Raw genomic sequence first — 18,139 nt, forward strand, 5'->3', positions numbered from 1 at the left:
TGTGCTGGCCGTTGCCGGCTGCGTGGCACCTGCCAGCTATTACTTTGGGTATTGGTTTAGCCACTAGGCGCCGATACCCACACGGCGCCCACCTTCGAGGGGCCGCCGAACATGAGAATACTCAAACCCCCGGTCGGCTCCCCGACCGGGGGTTTTGCTTTTCAGGCCTTTGAACAACACCGATTCACATTGAGGACAGATTCATGAACTACGCCACTTACTACTACGCAAACACCTATGCCTGGCGATTTAGCCAATCCCGTTCGGGCCAGCCTGCCGCCTCCGATCGGTCCTCTACAGGTGGCAATGCAGCAGCCAATACGAATTCAACGATCTGTCGAACACCTCGATAGGGCCGACCACGCGGGCTTGAACCCGCCGTCCGCCCAGGGAAAAACGCCATGCAAGCTTCCAACCTCGCCCTGCCCCTGACCCAGCCGCAAGCGGCCAACACCACCGTCAGCAAACGCCTGCCCAGCCCGCACCTGCTCAAGCAGCAGATGCCACTGCCCAGCGAACTGGCCCAGCAAGTCCAGGCCCATCGCCAGGCTATCCGCAACATCCTCGAAGGCCGCGATCAGCGCCTGCTGGTCATCGTCGGCCCCTGCTCGATTCACGACCCTCGCTCAGCCCTGGAATACGCCGACCGCCTGGCCGCCCTCAGCCGCGAAGTCGACGACAAGCTGCTGCTGGTGATGCGCGCCTACGTCGAAAAACCGCGTACCACAGTGGGTTGGAAAGGCCTGGCCTACGACCCGCAGCTGGATGGCAGCGACGACATGCACTCGGGGCTTGCCTTGTCCCGTGGGCTGATGCTGAGCATGATCGAGCGCGGCCTGCCCATCGCCACCGAGCTGTTGCAACCGATGGCCGCCGGCTACTTCGATGACCTGCTGGCCTGGGCCGCGATTGGCGCACGCACCACCGAATCGCAAATCCACCGCGAAATGGTCAGTGGCCTGGAGCTGCCGGTGGGCTTCAAGAACGGCACCGACGGCGGTATTGCCATCGCCAGCGACGCCATGCGCAGCGCTGCCCACTCGCACCGCCACTTCGGCATGGATGCGCAGGGCCACCCGGCAATCATCGATACCCTGGGCAATCCGGACACACACCTGGTACTGCGTGGCGGCCACAAAGGCCCGAACTACGATGCCGACAGTATCGCCATGGCCCGCCAGGCATTGGCCAAAGCCGGCCTGCAGGCACGGATCATGGTCGATTGCAGCCACGCCAACAGCGGCAAGGACCCGGCGCGCCAGCCGGCCGTCTTCAATGATGTTTTGGCGCAGCGTCTGGCCGGCGACCGTTCGCTGGTCGGCGTGATGATCGAGGGGCACCTGTTCGAGGGTTGCCAGGCGCTGGGCAAGGGCGCACTGAAATACGGCGTGTCGATTACCGATGGCTGCCTGGGCTGGGCTTCGACCGAATCCCTGTTGCGCGAGGCGGCACAAAAACTCTAGGCCGATGGTTGCAAGCCTGGCGAGACATACCCCAAGCAAGTGCGCTAGGCTTGCTTTTTTACCCCAAGGAGCAGTACCCATGGCCCGTGCAACCGCCCGCCACATCCTGGTCAGCAGCGAAGAGAAATGCAACGAACTGAAAGCCCAGATCGAAGCAGGCGCCGACTTCGCTGAAATCGCCAAAGCCAACTCTACCTGCCCGTCCAGCCGCCAGGGCGGCGACCTGGGCTCGTTCGGCCCAGGCCAGATGGTCAAGGAATTCGACACCGTGGTGTTCAGCGCCCCGGTCAACACCGTGCAAGGCCCGGTGAAGACCCAGTTCGGCTACCACCTGCTGGAAGTGACCAGCCGCCAGGACTAAGTAGCCAGTAGCTGCTCATGTCCCCTGTGGGGGCGGGTTTACCCGCGAATGCGCCAGATCAGGCAACAAGGTTGCATGGATGGACGCATTCGCGGGTAAACCCGCTCCTACAGGTTCTGTGTTGCCTGTTCCTGCTTTGTTTCGCATTCAACACGCAGGCCGCCCCCTCCCACGCCCTCACCGTCTACGGTGAAGCCCCCCGCTACAACGCCAGCTTCCAGCATTTCGACTATGTAAACCCCAACGCACCCAAAGGTGGCATCCTGCGCCGCTCGGCCATCGAGATTGGTCAGTTCGACCACATCCTCCCCTACATCGACAAGGGTATCGGCGTCAGCGAAGTCGATGGCTTGCTCTACGCGCCTCTGGCCGTGCGCTCGTTCGATGAACCCTACACCGTGTATGGCCTGATTGCCCGACGCATGGAGCGCGGGCCCGATGACGTCTGGCTGCGTTTCGAAATAGACCCGCGCGCCACCTTCGCCGATGGCAAGCCGGTGCGTGCCGACGATGTACGTTTCACCTTCGAACTCTTGATGAGCAAGGGCAGCCTCAAGTACCGCACCCAGTTCGCCGACGTCACCGGCGTTACCGTGGAAAGCCCGCGCAGCGTGCGTTTCGACTTCAAACCCAAGCACGGCCGCACCCTGGCGCTGGACCTCGCCAGCCTGCCGGTGCTGCCCGAGCACGACTGGCAACAGCGCGACTTCGCCAACGGTGCCGGCTTCGACAAACCGGTCGGCAGCGGGCCGTACCGCATCGGGCGCATCGACAATGGCCGCAGCATCACCTTCGAGCGCGACCCGAACTGGTGGGCGCGTGAGCTGCCCGCCAGCCGTGGCCGCTACAATTTCGACAAGTGGCGCATCGAGTACTTCGGCGACACCGAAGTGGCGCGCCAAGTGCTCAAAGGCGGTGGCTACGACTACAACCGCGAGTTCTCCGCCACCGCCTACACCTTGGGCTACAACGGCGTGCAACTGGACGACGGCCGTCTGCAACGCGCCCACCTGGGCCCGGCCAAGCCGCAGGTGGCCCAAGGCTTCGTGTTCAACCTCGACCAGCCGCAGTTCAAGGACCGCCGTGTGCGTCAGGCGCTGGGCATGTTGTGGGACTATGAGTGGAGCAACCGGCAGATGATGCGCAATATGTACATCCGCCAACAGAGTGTGTTCTCCAACACCCCGTTGGCTGCCCGCAAGCTGCCCGATGCCAGCGAGCTGAAGCTGCTTGAGCCACTGCGCGGCAAGGTGCCGGACGAAGTCTTCACCACCGTGTTCACCGCCCCGGTTACCGATGGTTCGGGCATCATCCGCCAGCAGCAGCTGCAGGCCCTTGCCCTGCTCGAACAAGCCGGCTGGCACCCTGAAGGCGACCGCCTGGTGAACAGCCAGGGCACACCGCTGGCGTTTACCTTCCTCAACGGCCAGTCGGGTATGGAGCGCCTGCTGTTGCCGTGGAAGCGCAACCTGGCCCAGATCGGCGTCACCCTGAACATCCGCAACGTCGATTCGGCCCAGTACGTCAACCGGCTGATGGCGCGCGACTACGACATGATCGTCACCGGCTACCCGGTCACCCTGTCGCCGGGTACCGAGCTGTACAACTACTTCGGCTCGACGGCCGCGCACGACCCTGGCTCGAACAACCTGATGGTGTTGCAGGACCCCGCCGTGGACCGCCTGATCGACGGCCTGGTGCGGGCCGAAACTCAGGCCGACATGCTGCATCATGCCCATGCGCTGGACCGGGTACTGCAATGGAACTACTACTGGATCCCCAACTACTACCCACCGGGCAGCTCCACCGCCTGGTGGAACCGCTTCGGCCTGCCCAAGGTACAGGCCGCCTATGACGAAGGCCTGGACACCTGGTGGGAGGCAAGCCCCACCGCGCTGACCAATGAGCAAATGGCCGAACGCCGGAAGGCCTCGCCATGACCGCCTACCTGCTGCGCCGCCTGTTGCTGATCATTCCGACGCTGCTGGCAATCCTGCTGGTCAATTTCGCCATCGTCCAAGCCGCGCCGGGTGGCCCGGTGGAGCAGGCCGTGGCGCGCCTGCAGGGCCTCGGTGGCAGCGCACCCGGCGCGCGGGCTGAGGTTGTGCATGGTGAATCCCGCGCCACCCGTGGCCTGGACCCGAAACTGATCGATGAGATAAAGCGCCAGTACGGTTTCGACAAGTCCGCCCCCGAACGCCTGTGGCTGATGCTGGGTCAGTATGCCCGGCTGGATTTTGGCAACAGCTTCTTTCGCGGAGCGAAGGTGACCGACCTGATCCTCGACAAGTTGCCGGTTACCTTGTCGCTGGGTTTCTGGGCCACGCTGATCACTTACCTGGTGTCGATCCCGCTGGGTATTCGCAAGGCAGTGCGCCACGGCAGCCGTTTCGATGCCTGGAGCAGCGCGCTGATCGTGATTGGCTACGCCCTGCCCTCGTTCCTCTTCGCCCTGTTGCTGATCGTGCTGTTCGCCGGCGGCACCTCGCTCAACTGGTTCCCGGTGCGTGGCCTGGTCTCGGACAATTTCGACGAGCTCAGCCTGCTGGGCAAGGTCGCGGACTATTTCTGGCACCTGGTGTTGCCGGTCGGCGCCCTGGTGATCGGTGGTTTCGCCACCCTCACGCTGCTGACCAAGAACGCCTTCCTCGACGAGATTTCCCGCCAGTATGTGGTGACTGCCAGGGCCAAGGGCCTCAGCGAGCGCCGTGTGCTGTATGGCCATGTGTTGCGCAATGCCATGCTGCTGGTGGTGGCTGGCCTGCCCCAGGCATTGATCACGGTATTCTTCGCCGGTTCGCTGCTGATCGAAGTGATCTTCTCGCTCGATGGCCTGGGCCGCATGAGCTATGAAGCAGCCGTGTCGCGAGATTACCCGGTGGTGTTCGGCACGCTGTTCATCTTCACCCTGGCTGGCCTGCTGATTCGCCTGATCGGGGACCTGTCGTACACCCTGCTGGACCCGCGCATCGACTTCGACACGAGGGCGCACTGATGCTCTCGCCCATATCGCGCCGTCGCCTGCAACGCTTTCGCCGCAACCGCCTGGGCTGGGTGTCGCTGTGGCTGTTCGCCGGCCTTCTGCTGTTGAGCCTGGGGGCGGAGCTTGTGGCCAACGACAAGCCACTGCTGCTGGGCTACAAAGGCCAGCTGTATGTACCGGCGCTCAAACGCTACACCGAGCAGCAGTTTGGCGGGCAACTGCCGTTTCAGCCCGATTACCGCAGCGCCTATGTGCGCCAACTGATCGAAGGCCAGGGCGGCTGGATGCTGTTCGCGCCTATCCCGTTCAGCGCCGATACCCCCAACTACGACCTGCTGGTACCCACCCCCAGCCCGCCCAGTGCCAGCAACTGGTTGGGCACCGACGACCAGGGCCGTGACGTGCTGGCGCGGGTGCTGTACGGCACGCGGGTATCGCTGCTGTTCGCCTTCGCCCTGACCGTGGTCAGCGTGCTCATCGGTGTGGTGGCCGGCGCTCTGCAGGGCTACCACGGCGGCTGGGTCGACCTGCTCGGCCAGCGTTTGCTGGAGGTATGGTCGGGGTTGCCGGTGTTGTACCTGCTAATCATCCTCAGCGGCTTTGTCGAGCCGGATTTCTGGTGGCTGCTGGGGATCATGGCGTTGTTTTCCTGGCTGACCCTGGTCGACGTGGTGCGCGCCGAGTTCCTGCGTGGGCGCAACCTTGAGTATGTAAAGGCCGCCCGGGCGCTGGGGCTGCCGGACAGCCAGGTGATGCTGCGGCATATCTTGCCCAATGCCATGAATGCCACGTTGACTTATGTGCCGTTCATGCTGACCGGGGCGATTACCACACTGACCGCGCTGGACTTTCTTGGCTTTGGCATGCCGGCGGGCAGCGCCTCGCTGGGTGAGCTGGTGACCCAGGGCAAGCAGCACCTGGAGGCGCCATGGCTGGGCTTTACCGCGTTCTTTGCGCTGGCGGTGATCTTGTCGCTGCTGGTGTTTATCGGGGATGCCCTGCGCGAGGCGTTCGATCCTCGAGGATGATTTTTCAGGATTTTTACCCATGCACGACAGCGACAGCCTCAAGGACTACCCACAAGTACGGCAACTGGCGATCCGCTCGCTGTTCGAGATCATCGAGCAGTCCAGTGAAGGCACGGTGATCGTCGACCGCCAGGCACGCATCGTCTGGATGAACGAGCGCTACGCCCGACGCTTTGGCCTGGCCGACGCGGCCAGTGCCATCGGCCAGCCGTGTGAAACAGTGATCCCCAGCAGCCTGATGCGCGAGGTGGTGAGTAATGGCCGGCCGATTCTGCTGGACATGCTCGACACCCCGAATGAGCCGCTGGTGGTAATGCGCCTGCCCATCCACGATGACCAAGGCACGCTGATCGGCGCTATCGGCTTTGCCCTGTTCGACGAACTGCGCAGCCTGTCACCGCTGCTCAAGCGCTACTCCAGCATGCAGCAGGAACTGGCCTCGACCCGCTCGCAACTGCGCGCCCGCCAGGCCAAGTACAGCTTCGCCCAGTTCGTTGGCAGCAGCGCTGCCTGCCTGGAAGCCAAGCGCCGCGCCCGGCGTGGCGCGGCCAGCGATTCGCCGGTGTTGCTGCTGGGCGAAACCGGCACCGGCAAAGAGCTGCTGGCCCACGCCATCCATGCCGCATCAGCGCGGGCACACAAAGCCTTTGTCAGTATCAACAGCGCGGCAATCCCCGAAACGCTGCTGGAAGCCGAATTCTTCGGCACTGCGCCAGGTGCATTTACCGGTGCCGACCGCAAAGGCCGCAGTGGCAAGTTGCAGCTGGCCGAGGGCGGCACGTTGTTCCTCGACGAGATCGGCGACATGCCGCTGGCCCTGCAGAGCAAGCTGCTGCGGGTGCTGCAGGAGAAGGAATACGAGCCGGTAGGCTCGAACCAGATGCTGCGCAGCGACGTGCGCATCATCGCCGCCACCTCCATCGACTTGCAGGCCGCCATGGCCCGTGGGGCGTTCCGGGCCGACCTGTATTACCGACTGAATGTGCTGCCGATCGATGTGCCGCCGCTGCGGTTGCGGCTGGAGGACCTGCCGGCGCTGTGCGAGGCCATACTGGGTGAACTGGGTAGCCGGTACGAACTGGAGGCAGACGCGCAGCACCTGCTGGCGATGCATGCGTGGCCGGGGAACATTCGCGAACTGCGCAATGTACTGGAGCGCGCAACATTGCTGGCGGATCAGCCCCGGTTGGAAGCGGCGGATTTGCGGGCGGCGCTGGGGCCTTTGAGCCCGCTGGCCGATGCGCCTGCGCCTGTGCGGCAGACCTACCGCGAGGCGTGCGAAGCGTTTGAACGCCAGCTGATTGGCCAGGCATTGGCAGAGCATGGGGGCGTTGTGCCGCAAGCTGCGGCAGCGCTAGGGCTGGGTCGGTCAACGCTGTACAAGAAAATGGTGGCACTCGGTCTCTGATTGGAGATTTATGTTTCAATTTTGAGATTGTCGCGAGGGCTTCGCCCTCGATCGCGACATAAGGCCGCTCCTACAAGGGAAACGCGCCCTTCTGTAGGAGCGGCCTTGTGTCGCGATGGGCCGCAAAGCGGCCTCAAAATCTCAAAAGAGAGACAAAACGCTCAACAAAAACAATTTTTCTTTATATTTCAATGACTTAAAAACTGGCACGATTCCCGCTACCTCCTGCAAACCGATAAAAACAAGACTCACCCAGGAGACCCACCCCGATGACCGTGCTCATCGCTCTCGCCGCTCTGGCCCTGCTGATGCTGGCTGCCTACCGCGGTTACAGCGTAATTCTGTTCGCCCCCATCGCCGCCCTCGGCGCCGTCCTGCTTACCGACCCATCCGCCGTGGCCCCCGCATTCACCGGGGTGTTCATGGAGAAAATGGTCGGTTTCATCAAACTGTATTTCCCGGTATTCCTGCTGGGCGCGGTGTTCGGCAAGCTGATCGAGCTGTCCGGTTTCTCTCGCTCGATCGTCGCGGCGGCCATCCGCCTGCTCGGCACGCGCCAGGCGATGCTGGTGATCGTGCTGGTTTGCGCCCTGCTCACCTACGGCGGTGTGTCGCTGTTCGTGGTGGTGTTCGCGGTGTACCCGTTCGCCGCCGAAATGTTCCGCCAAAGCAACATCCCCAAACGCCTGATCCCGGCCACCATCGCCCTGGGCGCCTTCTCGTTCACCATGGACGCCCTGCCCGGCACCCCACAGATCCAGAACATCATCCCCAGCACCTTTTTCAACACCACCGCCTGGGCTGCGCCCTGGCTGGGCCTGATCGGCACGCTGTTCGTGTTCCTTACCGGCATGGCCTACCTGCAGCGCCAACGCAACAAGGCCCAGCGCGCCGGTGAAGGTTATGGCACCGACTTGCGCAACGAGCCAGAAACCGCTGCCGACCTGACCCTGCCCAACCCTTGGCTGGCACTCTCGCCGCTGATACTGGTGGGGGTGATGAACCTGCTGTTCACCCACTGGATCCCCCAGTGGTACGGCCCCAGCCACAGCCTGCAACTGCCAGGCATGAGCGCGCCGGTACAAAGCGACGTGGCTAAGCTCACCGCCATCTGGGCCGTGCAGGCGGCGTTGCTGGTGGGCATCCTGATGGTGCTGGTGTGCGCCTTCGGCGCCATTCGCACACGCCTGGCCGAAGGCACCAAAAGCGCGGTGAGCGGCGCGCTGCTGGCGGCGATGAACACCGCGTCGGAATACGGCTTTGGCGCAGTGATCGCCTCGCTGCCGGGCTTTCTGGTACTGGCCGATGCCCTGCGCGGCATCCCCAACCCACTGGTCAATGAAGCCATCACCGTGACCTTGCTGGCCGGCATCACCGGCTCTGCTTCGGGCGGCATGAGCATCGCCCTGGCGGCCATGGGCGATACCTTCATCGCCGCCGCACATGCCGCCAACATCCCGCTCGAAGTGCTGCACCGGGTAGCCGCCATGGCCAGTGGCGGTATGGACACACTGCCACACAACGGCGCGGTGATCACCTTGCTGGCCGTTACCGGCCTGACTCACCGCGAGGCCTACAAGGACATTTTCGGTATTACTCTGATCAAGACCCTGGCGGTGTTCGTGGTCATCGCCACGTTCTATGCCACCGGCATCGTTTAAGGAGCTTCGCATGACCCTCAACGGCAAGACTGCACTCGTCACCGGTTCCACCAGCGGCATCGGCCTGGGCATCGCCCAGGTGTTGGCCCGCGCGGGTGCCAACATCGTGCTCAACGGCTTTGGCGACCCGGCACCGGCCATGGCCGAGATTGCCCGGCACGGGGTGAAGGTGGTCCATCACCCGGCAGACCTGTCGGACGTGGCCCAGATCGAGGCCTTGTTCAACCTGGCAGAAGGCCAATTTGGCGGCGTCGACATTCTGGTCAACAACGCCGGCATTCAGCATGTGGCGCCGGTGGAGCAGTTCCCCACCGAAAGCTGGGACAAGATCATTGCCCTGAACCTGTCGGCTGTATTCCACGGCACCCGTTTGGCGCTGCCGGGCATGCGCACGCGCAACTGGGGGCGCATCATCAACATCGCTTCGGTGCATGGTTTGGTGGGTTCGACCGGCAAGGCAGCCTACGTGGCGGCCAAGCACGGTGTAGTCGGGCTGACCAAGGTGGTAGGCCTGGAAACCGCCACCAGCAAGGTCACCTGCAACGCGATCTGCCCAGGTTGGGTATTGACCCCGCTGGTACAGAAACAGATCGACGATCGTGCCGCCAACGGTGGCGATCCACTGCAAGCGCAACACGATCTATTGGCAGAAAAGCAACCGTCCTTGGCCTTCGTTACCCCCGAGCACTTGGGTGAACTGGTACTATTCTTGTGCAGCGAGGCCGGTAGCCAGGTTCGCGGCGCCGCCTGGAACGTCGATGGTGGCTGGTTGGCCCAGTGACGGGCGGCCTGGGCCTGGCGGTGGTCTCGCATTCGTTTATCTGCAAGGAGGCCCTATGCGCCCAACCCCGATGACCGCGATTCTGGCCCTGACCCTGGCTGCCGCCGCACCTGCGATGGCTGCCAGCCTGAAGGACGTCGCCCCCTACCCAGAAGCGGAAAAAGGCTTCACCCGGCAGGTCATCCACCTGCCGGCCCAGGCCGATGAATCGGCCTATAAACTCGAAATCCTCGCTGGCAAAACGCTGAAGGTCGACTGCAATCGCCAGCGCCTGGGCGGCAGCCTGGAAGAACGCACCCTGGAAGGCTGGGGCTACAACTACTACCGCCTGGACAAAGTCAGCGGCCCGGCCAGTACGCTGATGGCCTGCCCAGATGGCAAAAAGACCGAAGCCTTCGTACCGGTGGTCGGTGACGGCTTCCTGCTGCGCTACAACAGCAAGCTGCCGGTGGTGGTCTATGTGCCCAAGGATGTCGAAGTGCGCTACCGCGTGTGGTCGGCGTCGCAGGATGTGCAAAAGGCCAACGTAGAGTAAATCTTGAGGGTGCCCTCATCGCCGGCAATCCGGCGATGAGGGCTTTGCAGGCTTCAGGAGGTTCGGCATGAACGATGTGCTCTGGCGCCCCTCTACGGCGCAAATCGAGGCCAGCCGGATGGATGCCTTCCGCCGCCGGGTCAACCTGCGCTACAACCTGCAACTGAACGACTACCATGCGCTGCACAGCTGGAGCATCGAGCAGCGGCCCGCCTTCTGGCAAACCCTTGCCGAGTATTTCCACGTTCATTGGCATACTCCGCCGAGCCAAGTGCTAAGCGAAGGGCCGCAGATGCCCGATGCACAGTGGTTCGCCAATGCCACCCTGAACTTCGCCGAACACCTGCTGCGCCGCCGTGACGACCGCCCGGCCGTGGTCGCCGTGCGCGAAGACGGCCAACGTGAAGTGTTCACCCATGCTGAACTGGCCGCACAGGTCGCCGGGCTGCAAACGGCGCTCAAGGCCATTGGTATCGCCCCCGGCGACCGGGTGGCCGCCGTCATGCCCAACACCTGGCAAACACTGGTCGCCATGCTCGCCTGCAGCAGCATTGGCGCGGTCTGGTCCACCTCTTCGCCCGAGTTTGGCGTGCACGGCATCATCGACCGTTTCGGCCAGATCGAACCCAAGCTGCTGATTGTCTGCGCCGGTTACCAATACGCCGGCAAGGCCATCGACCAAGTAGCCAAGGTCAACCAGGTGTGCGCTCAGTTGCCCGGCCTGGAGCAGCTGATCGTGGTGCCCCATACCCGCAGCGGTACACGCGCCGACGAGTTCCAGGCAACCAACGTCAGCCTGTGGGATGACTTCTTCCAACCCGGCGGCGAGCCCCGCTTCACCCCGCTGCCTTTCGATCACCCGCTGTACATTCTCTACTCCAGTGGTACCACCGGCGTGCCCAAGTGCATTGTCCATCGTGCCGGTGGCGTGCTGTTGCAGCACCTCAAGGAACACGGCCTGCACAATGACCTGAAGGCCGATGACGTGCTGTTCTACTACACCACCTGCGGCTGGATGATGTGGAACTGGCTGGCCAGCGGCCTGGCGGTGGGGGCCACGCTGGTGCTGTACGACGGCTCACCGTTCCACCCTGGCCCCGAGCGCCTGCTGGACCTGATCGACGCCGAAGGCATCCACGCCTTTGGCACCAGTGCCAAGTACCTGGCAGCACTGGAGCAGGCGGGCCTTGAACCTGCCGCCAGCCACCGCCTGGGCAGCCTGCGGCTGCTGCTGTCCACCGGTTCGCCGTTGTCACCTCACAGCTATGACTACGTGTACGGCAAGATCAAGGCCGATCTGTGGCTGGTGTCCATGTCGGGTGGGACCGACATCGTTTCCTGCTTCGTGCTGGGCAACCCGACTTTGCCGGTGCGCCGTGGCGAAATTCAGTGCAAGGGCCTGGGGATGGCGGTGCAAGTGTGGAACGAGCAAGGCCATGCCGTGGTGGACGAAAAAGGCGAACTGGTGTGCGCGCACCACTTTCCCTCCATGCCGCTGGGGTTCTGGAATGACCCGGACGGTAGCCGTTACCACGACACCTACTTCAGCCAGTTTCCGGGGGTGTGGGCCCAGGGCGACTATGCCGAGCAACGTGCCAGCGGGGGCATGGTGATCCACGGTCGCTCCGACGCCGTGCTCAACCCTGGCGGCGTGCGCATTGGCACGGCGGAAATCTACCGCCAGGTGGAGAAAGTCGAGCAGGTAATGGAAAGCGTGGCCATCGGCCAGGACTGGCACGGGGATGTGCGGGTGGTGCTGTTCGTGCGCCTGCACCAAGGCCTGCAACTGGATGACGCCCTGCGCCAGCGCATTCGCCAGGTGATACGTCAGTACACCACGACCCGCCACGTACCTGCGGTGATCGCCCAGGTCAGCGACATACCGCGCACCGTCAGCGGCAAGCTGGTGGAGCTGGCGATTCGCAACGTGGTGCACGGGTTGCCGGTGAAGAACACCGATGCCCTGGCCAACCCAGAGGCACTGGAGCAGTTTCGTGATCGCGTGGAATTGCGCGAGCAGGCATAATGCCGTCCTTTTTTCCGATGCACAGGTAGCCCATGAAAGCCCAAGCCCGCCACATTCTGGTCAAGACCGCTGACGAAGCCGAAAAGCTCAAGCAGCGCATCGCCAATGGCGAGGCTTTCGATGTGCTCGCGAAAAAGTTCTCTCTCTGCCCTTCGGGCAAGCGCGGCGGTGACCTGGGCGAAGTGCGCCCTGGGCAAATGGTCGGCGCTATCGACCAGGTGATCTTCAAAAAGCCGTTACGCGTGGTACACGGGCCGATCAAGAGCAAGTTCGGCTACCACCTGGTACAAACCTTCTACCGCGATTGACAGCAGGGGGCACCTAGCATTTTTGCCAGTTGCTCCATCACCGCACATTGCATACAAAGCAGGCAGGGCCGAAGCGTCGCTTCAGGTTGTGGCTCCTTCAATGGGCACGGAGACCTGTCTATGCGATGCCACCGCTTGCTGCTGCCTGTCGCATTGCCCCTACTGACGTTGCCTTTGTTGGCTCACTCCCAATCCCTGACGGTTTCAGCCGGTGAAAACCTTGGCGCCCTTGTGCAGACGAATGCCGCTGATGAATTTACCCTCACGGGCGGAACGGTTCAGTCATTGCAGCAAGGTAATGGCCAAGACACATTCAACATGTCTGGCGGCACGCTAGGGTCGTTGAATCAAGGCGGTGACTTCGACACGTTCAGCATGACCGGCGGCACCATCACGGGCGCATTCGAAGACGGTGACTCGGCCTCGTTCAAAGGCGGCAGCATTGGCCGAATAGACCTCAAGCTCGCAGACAATTTCCTTGAAATTTCCCAGGATCTCGGGGTCGAAACCCTCGTTGTTGGCAATGTTGTCAGCGGGCTTGGCAACGACACGATCATTATGACTGGCGGCACCATCGGCGGTGATATCAGTACCAGCAGCGGCGTTGACAAGATAACCATCAGCGGCGGCACGCTCAAAGGCGAAATACGGACTGGCAACGATGACGATGTGTTTACCTGGACGGGGGGACAGGTCGGTAAAAGAGTCATCTTGGAGAACGGCAATGACACAGCCACGGTACGCACCCTGGACCTCGGCAACTCAACAGTTACCCTGGACGGCGGCACCGGTACCGACACGTTGACGTTCGAGCAGGCTCAGGTCGGCAAAGGTGCGTTGTACGTCAACTGGGAGTCCATCGCCCTCAAGCAAGGCAGCCAGCTTACCCTCAACGACACGCTGACATTGGGAGACGTGGGCGCCACCCAGCCACGCGTGATCCCCGCCACGGGCACCGGCACCTTGCAAATCGATGCAAATAGCACGCTGATCAGCCGCCAGGGCAGCATCGTCAGTATTCAAGTTGAGAACAAGGCATCGGTCGTGAACGCCGGCACCATCGACCTGAGCAGTGGCAACGACGCGCGGGGCCGCCTGACCCTCCAGGGCGACTACACCGGCAACAACGGCACCCTGCGCCTGAACAGCGTGCTGGCAGGCGATGACGCAGCTTCCGACCGCCTGGTGGTCAGCCGGGGGGCCATTGGTGGCTCCACCCAGATGTTCATCAACAACTTCAAGGGTGCAGGTGCGGCAACCACGCAAAACGGCATCCAGGTGGTCGAAGCCCGCGATGGCGCTACCAGCACGGCCACCGCATTCGTGCAGACCCAGACGCTTTCGGCCGGTGCCTTCGACTACCGGTTGTTCAAAGGGGGCGTGACGGCAGGTAGCGAAAACAGCTGGTACCTGCGCTCCACCCTGGTCGCGCCACCTGCTCCGGCTACTGTACCGGAACCCGTGCCGGAACCTGGCGAACCTACACAGCCAACCGAACCCAGCCAGCCAAACGAACCGGGCACGCCACCGGTGGTCGCCCCAGCCGCCACTCTACCCGTTGCTGCGCCAGCGCCCGGCCAGGTCGACCTGCCTGCTCCAGTGCAGGGCGAAAGCCTGCCGCTGTATCGCCCAGAAGTCCCGGTGTATGCCGCGGCGCCAAGAGGTGCCGCGATCATCGCCCGTCAGGCATTAGGAACATTCCACCAGCGCCAGGGTGACCAGCAGTTGCTCAAAGCTGACGGCGCCCTGCCCGCCAGCTGGGGCCAGGCCTATGGCGGCGCACTGCGCCAGCAATGGAGCGGTACGGTCAACCCGAGCCTGGATGGCGACCTGTACGGTTTCAAGGTGGGCCAGGACCTGTATGCCAAGGTGGGCGACAACGGCTACCGCCAGCATGTCGGCCTGTACGTCAGCCACAGCCGCCTGGACGCCGACGTCAAAGGTTTCGCCCTGGCCGTGCAGGACCGCCGGGTGGGAGACCTCAAGCTCGATGGCGACAGTGTGGGCGCCTACTGGACGCTGGTTGGGCCGCAAGGCGAATACCTGGATACGGTGCTGCAGTACACCCGCCTGGATGGCTGGGCGCGCTCCGACCGTGGCGACAAGCTGAACATCGATGGCCATGCCTGGACCGCTTCGCTGGAGTCTGGCTACCCTATCGCCCTGTCCGAACGCTGGACCGTGGAGCCGCAAGCTCAGTTGATCGCGCAAAAGGTATCGCTCGACAGCGCCAGCGACAGCGTCTCGCGCATTAGCCATGACGCCCAGGTTGAGCTGACCGGCCGCCTGGGTGTGCGTATGGAAGGTGCGTTCACAGGAAGCAGCGGCCGCCTGTTGCAGCCCTATGCGCAGGTCAACCTATGGCACGGCGACGGTGGCCGCGACACCTTGACCTTCGATGGGGTAGACAAGATCAAGACCGACTACCGCTATACCGCGGTGCAACTGGAAAGTGGCGTGGTGGCGCAGGTCAGCGAAGCACTGAGCCTGCATGGCGGCGTGCAGTACACCGCCAACCTGGACAGCCGCCAGCAGGAAGCCAGCGGCGTGAACCTGGGTGTTCGCTGGCAGTTCTAGCGCCGCGCCGCCAGCAAACCGAGGCCAGCGCAACCTAGCAGGGAGGCGCTGACCCGGTTGAACATGCGCCGTGGCCCGGGCTGGCTGAACCAGCGCTGCATGTAGGCGCCCAGGCCCGAGTAGATGGCGATCGCCGCCCATTCCAGCAACAGGAACAATACGCCCAGCCAAAGGAACTGCTCGCTCACAGGCGTAGTGCTGCCAACCGAAACGAACTGCGGCAGAAAGGCGGTGAATATCAGGATGGCCTTGGGGTTGCCAGCCGCCACCCAGAATTCCTGCCGCGCCAGGCGCCAGGTGCCGCGTGGGTGGTCGCTGGCCACCACGGCCTCGCCCACCGGTGCGCGCCACAGTTGCCAGGCGATGTAGAACAGGTACGCCGCGCCCACTACCTTGATGGTCAGGAACAGGTATTCGCTGGTATGCAGCACCACCGCCAGGCCCATGGCGGCCAGGGCGATCATGCCGCTGAAGGCGAGGATGCGCCCCCCACCAGCCACACAGGCGGTGCGCAGGCCGTACCGGCTGGCATTGTGCAGCGACAGTAGGTTGTTCGGCCCCGGCGCCATGTTCAGAGCGAAGCAGGCAGGGATGAAAAGCAGCAGGCTTGAAAGGTCCATTCTTGTTTTCCTCTGACAACAGGCGCCTATTTCGGCGTGTGTCGCGCCTTGCGGTCAAGTTACAGCCAGCGATAAAAACTGTACGGGTATGCGCCAGCTGTTACCCTGCCGACACTACCGAGGAGCCTGTAATGCCCCGTTCCCACGCCGTCGTGTGGCGCGACCCGGCCCTGGCGCATGTCGAAAGCCGCCGCGCCTGTAATAGCCGCGCCTGTTACAAGGCCCACAGCCACCCGACGTTTTCCATCGGTGCGGTGGATGCCGGCCACAGCCATTTCACCGGGGCTGCCGGTGGGCAAGAGCGCCTGACACCCGGCACGTTGGTACTGGTCCCGGCCCGCCGTGTGCATGCCTGCAACCCCGAGCCTGGGCAGGCCTGGAGCTACCAGATGCTGCATGTGGATGCCGACTGGCTGACGCAGCTGCGCCTGGAGTCGGGGCTGAGCGGCACCGAGGCCGGCGAGCCAGCACGCATTTGCCGGGCGCCGCAGGTCTATCGGCAGTTCTGCGAGCTGAACAGTTTGCTGTTTTCCCGCGCCAGCAACAGTGAGAAGGATGCGGCGCTGGTTGCCTTTCTGGGGGACCTGGATTTTTCCGCGCACCCACCACTGGTAGCGGCCCCTGCCCTGGAAGCCGCGACATTGAGTGAGGTGCTCGAGCGTATCGAGCACCTCGACCCAGCGCGATTGAGCCTGGAAGCACTGGCGCGGGAGGCTGGGCTTGGGCGCTATCAGCTGATCCGAGCATTTCGCGCAGCGACCGGATTTACGCCCCATGCTTATCTACTCAATGCCCGGGTCAATCGCGGCCGAAAGCTGTTGAGTAAAGGGCTGGCACTGGCAGAGGTGGCCTACCAGCTTGGGTTTGCCGACCAAAGCCATTTCCAGCGGGTGTTCAAGGCCCATGTGGGGGTGACACCGGGGCAGTACCGAGGCGATTGAAGGCGTGCGCGGTCCCCAAGGGGCCGCGTTGGCTTTTTGGGGTTTGCAATATTCTTCAATACGCCCAACACGCGGGGCAGCAGACTGCGGTTTTTTCCGCAGAGCAGCCCCACCCATGCAACAGTTTCTGATCATCGCCCTCGCCCACTTTCTCGCCCTGCTTTCTCCCGGCCCGGACTTCTTCCTGGTCGCGCGCAGCTCGATCAACAGCGGCTGGTGCACTGCCAGCGGTGCTTGCCTGGGCATCGCCCTGGCCAACGGCGCATTCATCGCCATGGCCTTCACCGGCCTTTCGGTACTGCAGGAAGGCAGCCTGTTGTTCACCACGCTGCAGCTGGCCGGCGCCAGCTACCTGCTGTACATCGGCGTGCTGTTTCTGCGCCATGCCGGGCAAACCAGCCTGGGCACAGTCGCTGGCAGCCAGCGGGCTCAAGGCTGGTGGCGCAATGTGGGCATGGGCTTCTTGTCCGGCATCCTCAACCCCAAGAACGCGCTGTTCTATGCCAGCCTGGCCAGCATGGTCGCCAGTGCCAGCGTCGGCTGGAAAACGGCCTACGCCGTGTGGATGTTCAGCATCGTACTGCTCTGGGATCTAGCGGTTGCCGTGGCCATTGGCAACCAGCGAGTATTGCGGCGCTTCGCCCGCAGCCTGCCGTGGCTGGAGCGGGCCTCGGGGGTCATGCTGGTGATTTTGGCGGGGGCGTTGTTGCTGCACCTGGCGCGGGGCTGATCAGTTTCAGGGTACGCATGTCCATCAAGGTGAAATGGCCACTGGCCCACCCGCCCGTGTCCAGGTGCCAGACATTGCCCAACTGCTTGGCCTCCAGCACCGGCGTGTGGCCGACCAGCAAGGCACGCAGGCCCTGCACCGGCTGGGTGTCGCCTTCCTTCAGCCGCCGCCGCGACCACTGGCACACTTCCCGCACCTTGGGGTCGTCCTCCAGTTCCAGCCAGGTGCGCAGTACTGCCCAGTCGGCAAACGGGCTGTCGGCATGCAGCAGGCCCACCAGCCCGGCCGCACTTTCTACTTCTATCGCAATCGGCAGTTGCTCGAAGCGCTCCACGAAGCGCAATTGCTCGCCCCGTGGCAGGTCGAGAAACCAGCTACCTCCAGCGGCGCGGTACATGTCCAGGTCCAGCCGCCCACCGCGCACGCGGGTAATTGCCAGGGCCTCGTGGTTGCCTTGCACGGCATGGAACCAGGGCTGTGCCAACCATTCCAGTGCTGCCTCGCTATGCGGCCCACGGTCGACCAGGTCACCCACGCTGAACAGGCGGTCCACCGCTGGATCGAACCCGACCGCATCCAGGCACTGTTGCAGGCGCTGGAAGTGACCATGGATATCGCCGACCGCCAGGTCCCGTCCCCGGATATTGGCGATCAGCCGCCGAAACCGTCCCATTACAATCTTCCTCTGCTGGTAGCGCCACGCCAGGGGTAAAATGG

Annotated in this window: 16 protein-coding genes; 14 read left to right on the forward strand and 2 right to left on the reverse strand. The window is 63.4% G+C overall.

What is annotated here, in order from left to right; translation table 11 throughout:
* The first annotated feature begins 401 nt into the window (after positions 1–401).
* The 12 genes from DM807_RS17675 to DM807_RS17730 all read left to right on the forward strand — a co-directional run bounded on the left by DM807_RS17675 (position 402) and on the right by DM807_RS17730 (position 15,131).
* Entirely contained in the window at positions 402–1,463 is a 1,062-nt protein-coding gene (locus DM807_RS17675) for a 3-deoxy-7-phosphoheptulonate synthase (RefSeq protein ID WP_179027624.1), read from the forward strand.
* A 79-nt stretch (positions 1,464–1,542) separates the two neighbouring features.
* On the forward strand, positions 1,543–1,824 hold the full coding sequence (locus DM807_RS17680; protein ID WP_003258780.1) for a peptidylprolyl isomerase: 282 nt from the start codon (positions 1,543–1,545) through the stop codon (positions 1,822–1,824).
* Between the two features lie 11 nt (positions 1,825–1,835).
* A complete protein-coding gene (locus DM807_RS17685) occupies positions 1,836–3,764 on the forward strand; it encodes an extracellular solute-binding protein (protein WP_179027859.1) in 1,929 nt (642 codons plus the stop codon).
* Entirely contained in the window at positions 3,761–4,819 is a 1,059-nt protein-coding gene (locus tag DM807_RS17690; RefSeq protein WP_060514558.1) for a microcin C ABC transporter permease YejB, read from the forward strand. The genes DM807_RS17685 and DM807_RS17690 overlap by 4 nt, the downstream gene beginning before the upstream one ends.
* The gene (locus DM807_RS17695; RefSeq protein ID WP_012272422.1) at positions 4,819–5,835 is read left to right on the forward strand and encodes an ABC transporter permease; all 1,017 of its coding nucleotides are present in this window, start codon (positions 4,819–4,821) and stop codon (positions 5,833–5,835) included. The genes DM807_RS17690 and DM807_RS17695 overlap by 1 nt, the downstream gene beginning before the upstream one ends.
* A 19-nt stretch (positions 5,836–5,854) precedes the next feature.
* Complete coding sequence (locus tag DM807_RS17700) at positions 5,855–7,243, forward strand: sigma-54 interaction domain-containing protein (protein WP_179027625.1); 1,389 nt, start codon at positions 5,855–5,857, stop codon at positions 7,241–7,243.
* Between the two features lie 269 nt (positions 7,244–7,512).
* Positions 7,513–8,904, forward strand: coding sequence for a GntP family permease (locus tag DM807_RS17705; RefSeq protein WP_060493100.1), 1,392 nt, complete (start codon positions 7,513–7,515; stop codon positions 8,902–8,904).
* 10 nt (positions 8,905–8,914) lie between these two features.
* Positions 8,915–9,685, forward strand: coding sequence for a 3-hydroxybutyrate dehydrogenase (gene hbdH / locus DM807_RS17710; RefSeq protein ID WP_012272425.1), 771 nt, complete (start codon positions 8,915–8,917; stop codon positions 9,683–9,685).
* A 55-nt stretch (positions 9,686–9,740) separates the two neighbouring features.
* Positions 9,741–10,220: a serine protease inhibitor ecotin gene (eco, locus tag DM807_RS17715; RefSeq protein WP_012272426.1), complete on the forward strand. Its 480-nt coding sequence runs from the start codon at positions 9,741–9,743 to the stop codon at positions 10,218–10,220.
* Between the two features lie 67 nt (positions 10,221–10,287).
* The gene (locus DM807_RS17720) at positions 10,288–12,246 is read left to right on the forward strand and encodes an acetoacetate--CoA ligase (protein ID WP_179027626.1); all 1,959 of its coding nucleotides are present in this window, start codon (positions 10,288–10,290) and stop codon (positions 12,244–12,246) included.
* 32 nt (positions 12,247–12,278) lie between these two features.
* Positions 12,279–12,554, forward strand: coding sequence for a peptidylprolyl isomerase (locus tag DM807_RS17725; RefSeq protein WP_012272428.1), 276 nt, complete (start codon positions 12,279–12,281; stop codon positions 12,552–12,554).
* A gap of 120 nt (positions 12,555–12,674) precedes the next feature.
* A complete protein-coding gene (locus DM807_RS17730; protein ID WP_179027627.1) occupies positions 12,675–15,131 on the forward strand; it encodes an autotransporter family protein in 2,457 nt (818 codons plus the stop codon).
* On the opposite strand, the gene DM807_RS17735 is transcribed toward DM807_RS17730, so the two are convergent.
* Positions 15,128–15,751, reverse strand: coding sequence for a LysE family translocator (locus DM807_RS17735; RefSeq protein ID WP_060493096.1), 624 nt, complete (start codon positions 15,749–15,751; stop codon positions 15,128–15,130). The two genes, DM807_RS17730 and DM807_RS17735, sit on opposite strands and share 4 nt — an antisense overlap.
* 131 nt (positions 15,752–15,882) lie before the next feature.
* Between DM807_RS17735 and DM807_RS17740 the strand changes: the two genes are divergently transcribed.
* Together DM807_RS17740 and DM807_RS17745 are read left to right on the forward strand one after the other, a co-directional pair.
* Positions 15,883–16,692 carry a helix-turn-helix transcriptional regulator gene (locus DM807_RS17740; RefSeq protein ID WP_060514554.1) on the forward strand — a complete coding sequence of 270 codons (810 nt, stop codon included), beginning with the start codon at positions 15,883–15,885 and terminating at the stop codon, positions 16,690–16,692.
* 115 nt (positions 16,693–16,807) lie between these two features.
* On the forward strand, positions 16,808–17,422 hold the full coding sequence (locus DM807_RS17745; RefSeq protein WP_179027628.1) for a LysE family translocator: 615 nt from the start codon (positions 16,808–16,810) through the stop codon (positions 17,420–17,422).
* On the opposite strand, the gene DM807_RS17750 is transcribed toward DM807_RS17745, so the two are convergent.
* The gene (locus DM807_RS17750) at positions 17,370–18,095 is read right to left on the reverse strand and encodes a serine/threonine protein phosphatase (RefSeq protein WP_179027629.1); all 726 of its coding nucleotides are present in this window, start codon (positions 18,093–18,095) and stop codon (positions 17,370–17,372) included. The two genes, DM807_RS17745 and DM807_RS17750, sit on opposite strands and share 53 nt — an antisense overlap.
* Between the last annotated feature and the right edge of the window lie 44 nt (positions 18,096–18,139).

The sequence above is a fragment of the Pseudomonas hunanensis genome, from assembly GCF_013393325.1.
In the GTDB taxonomy this organism is placed as follows: domain Bacteria; phylum Pseudomonadota; class Gammaproteobacteria; order Pseudomonadales; family Pseudomonadaceae; genus Aquipseudomonas; species Aquipseudomonas putida_P.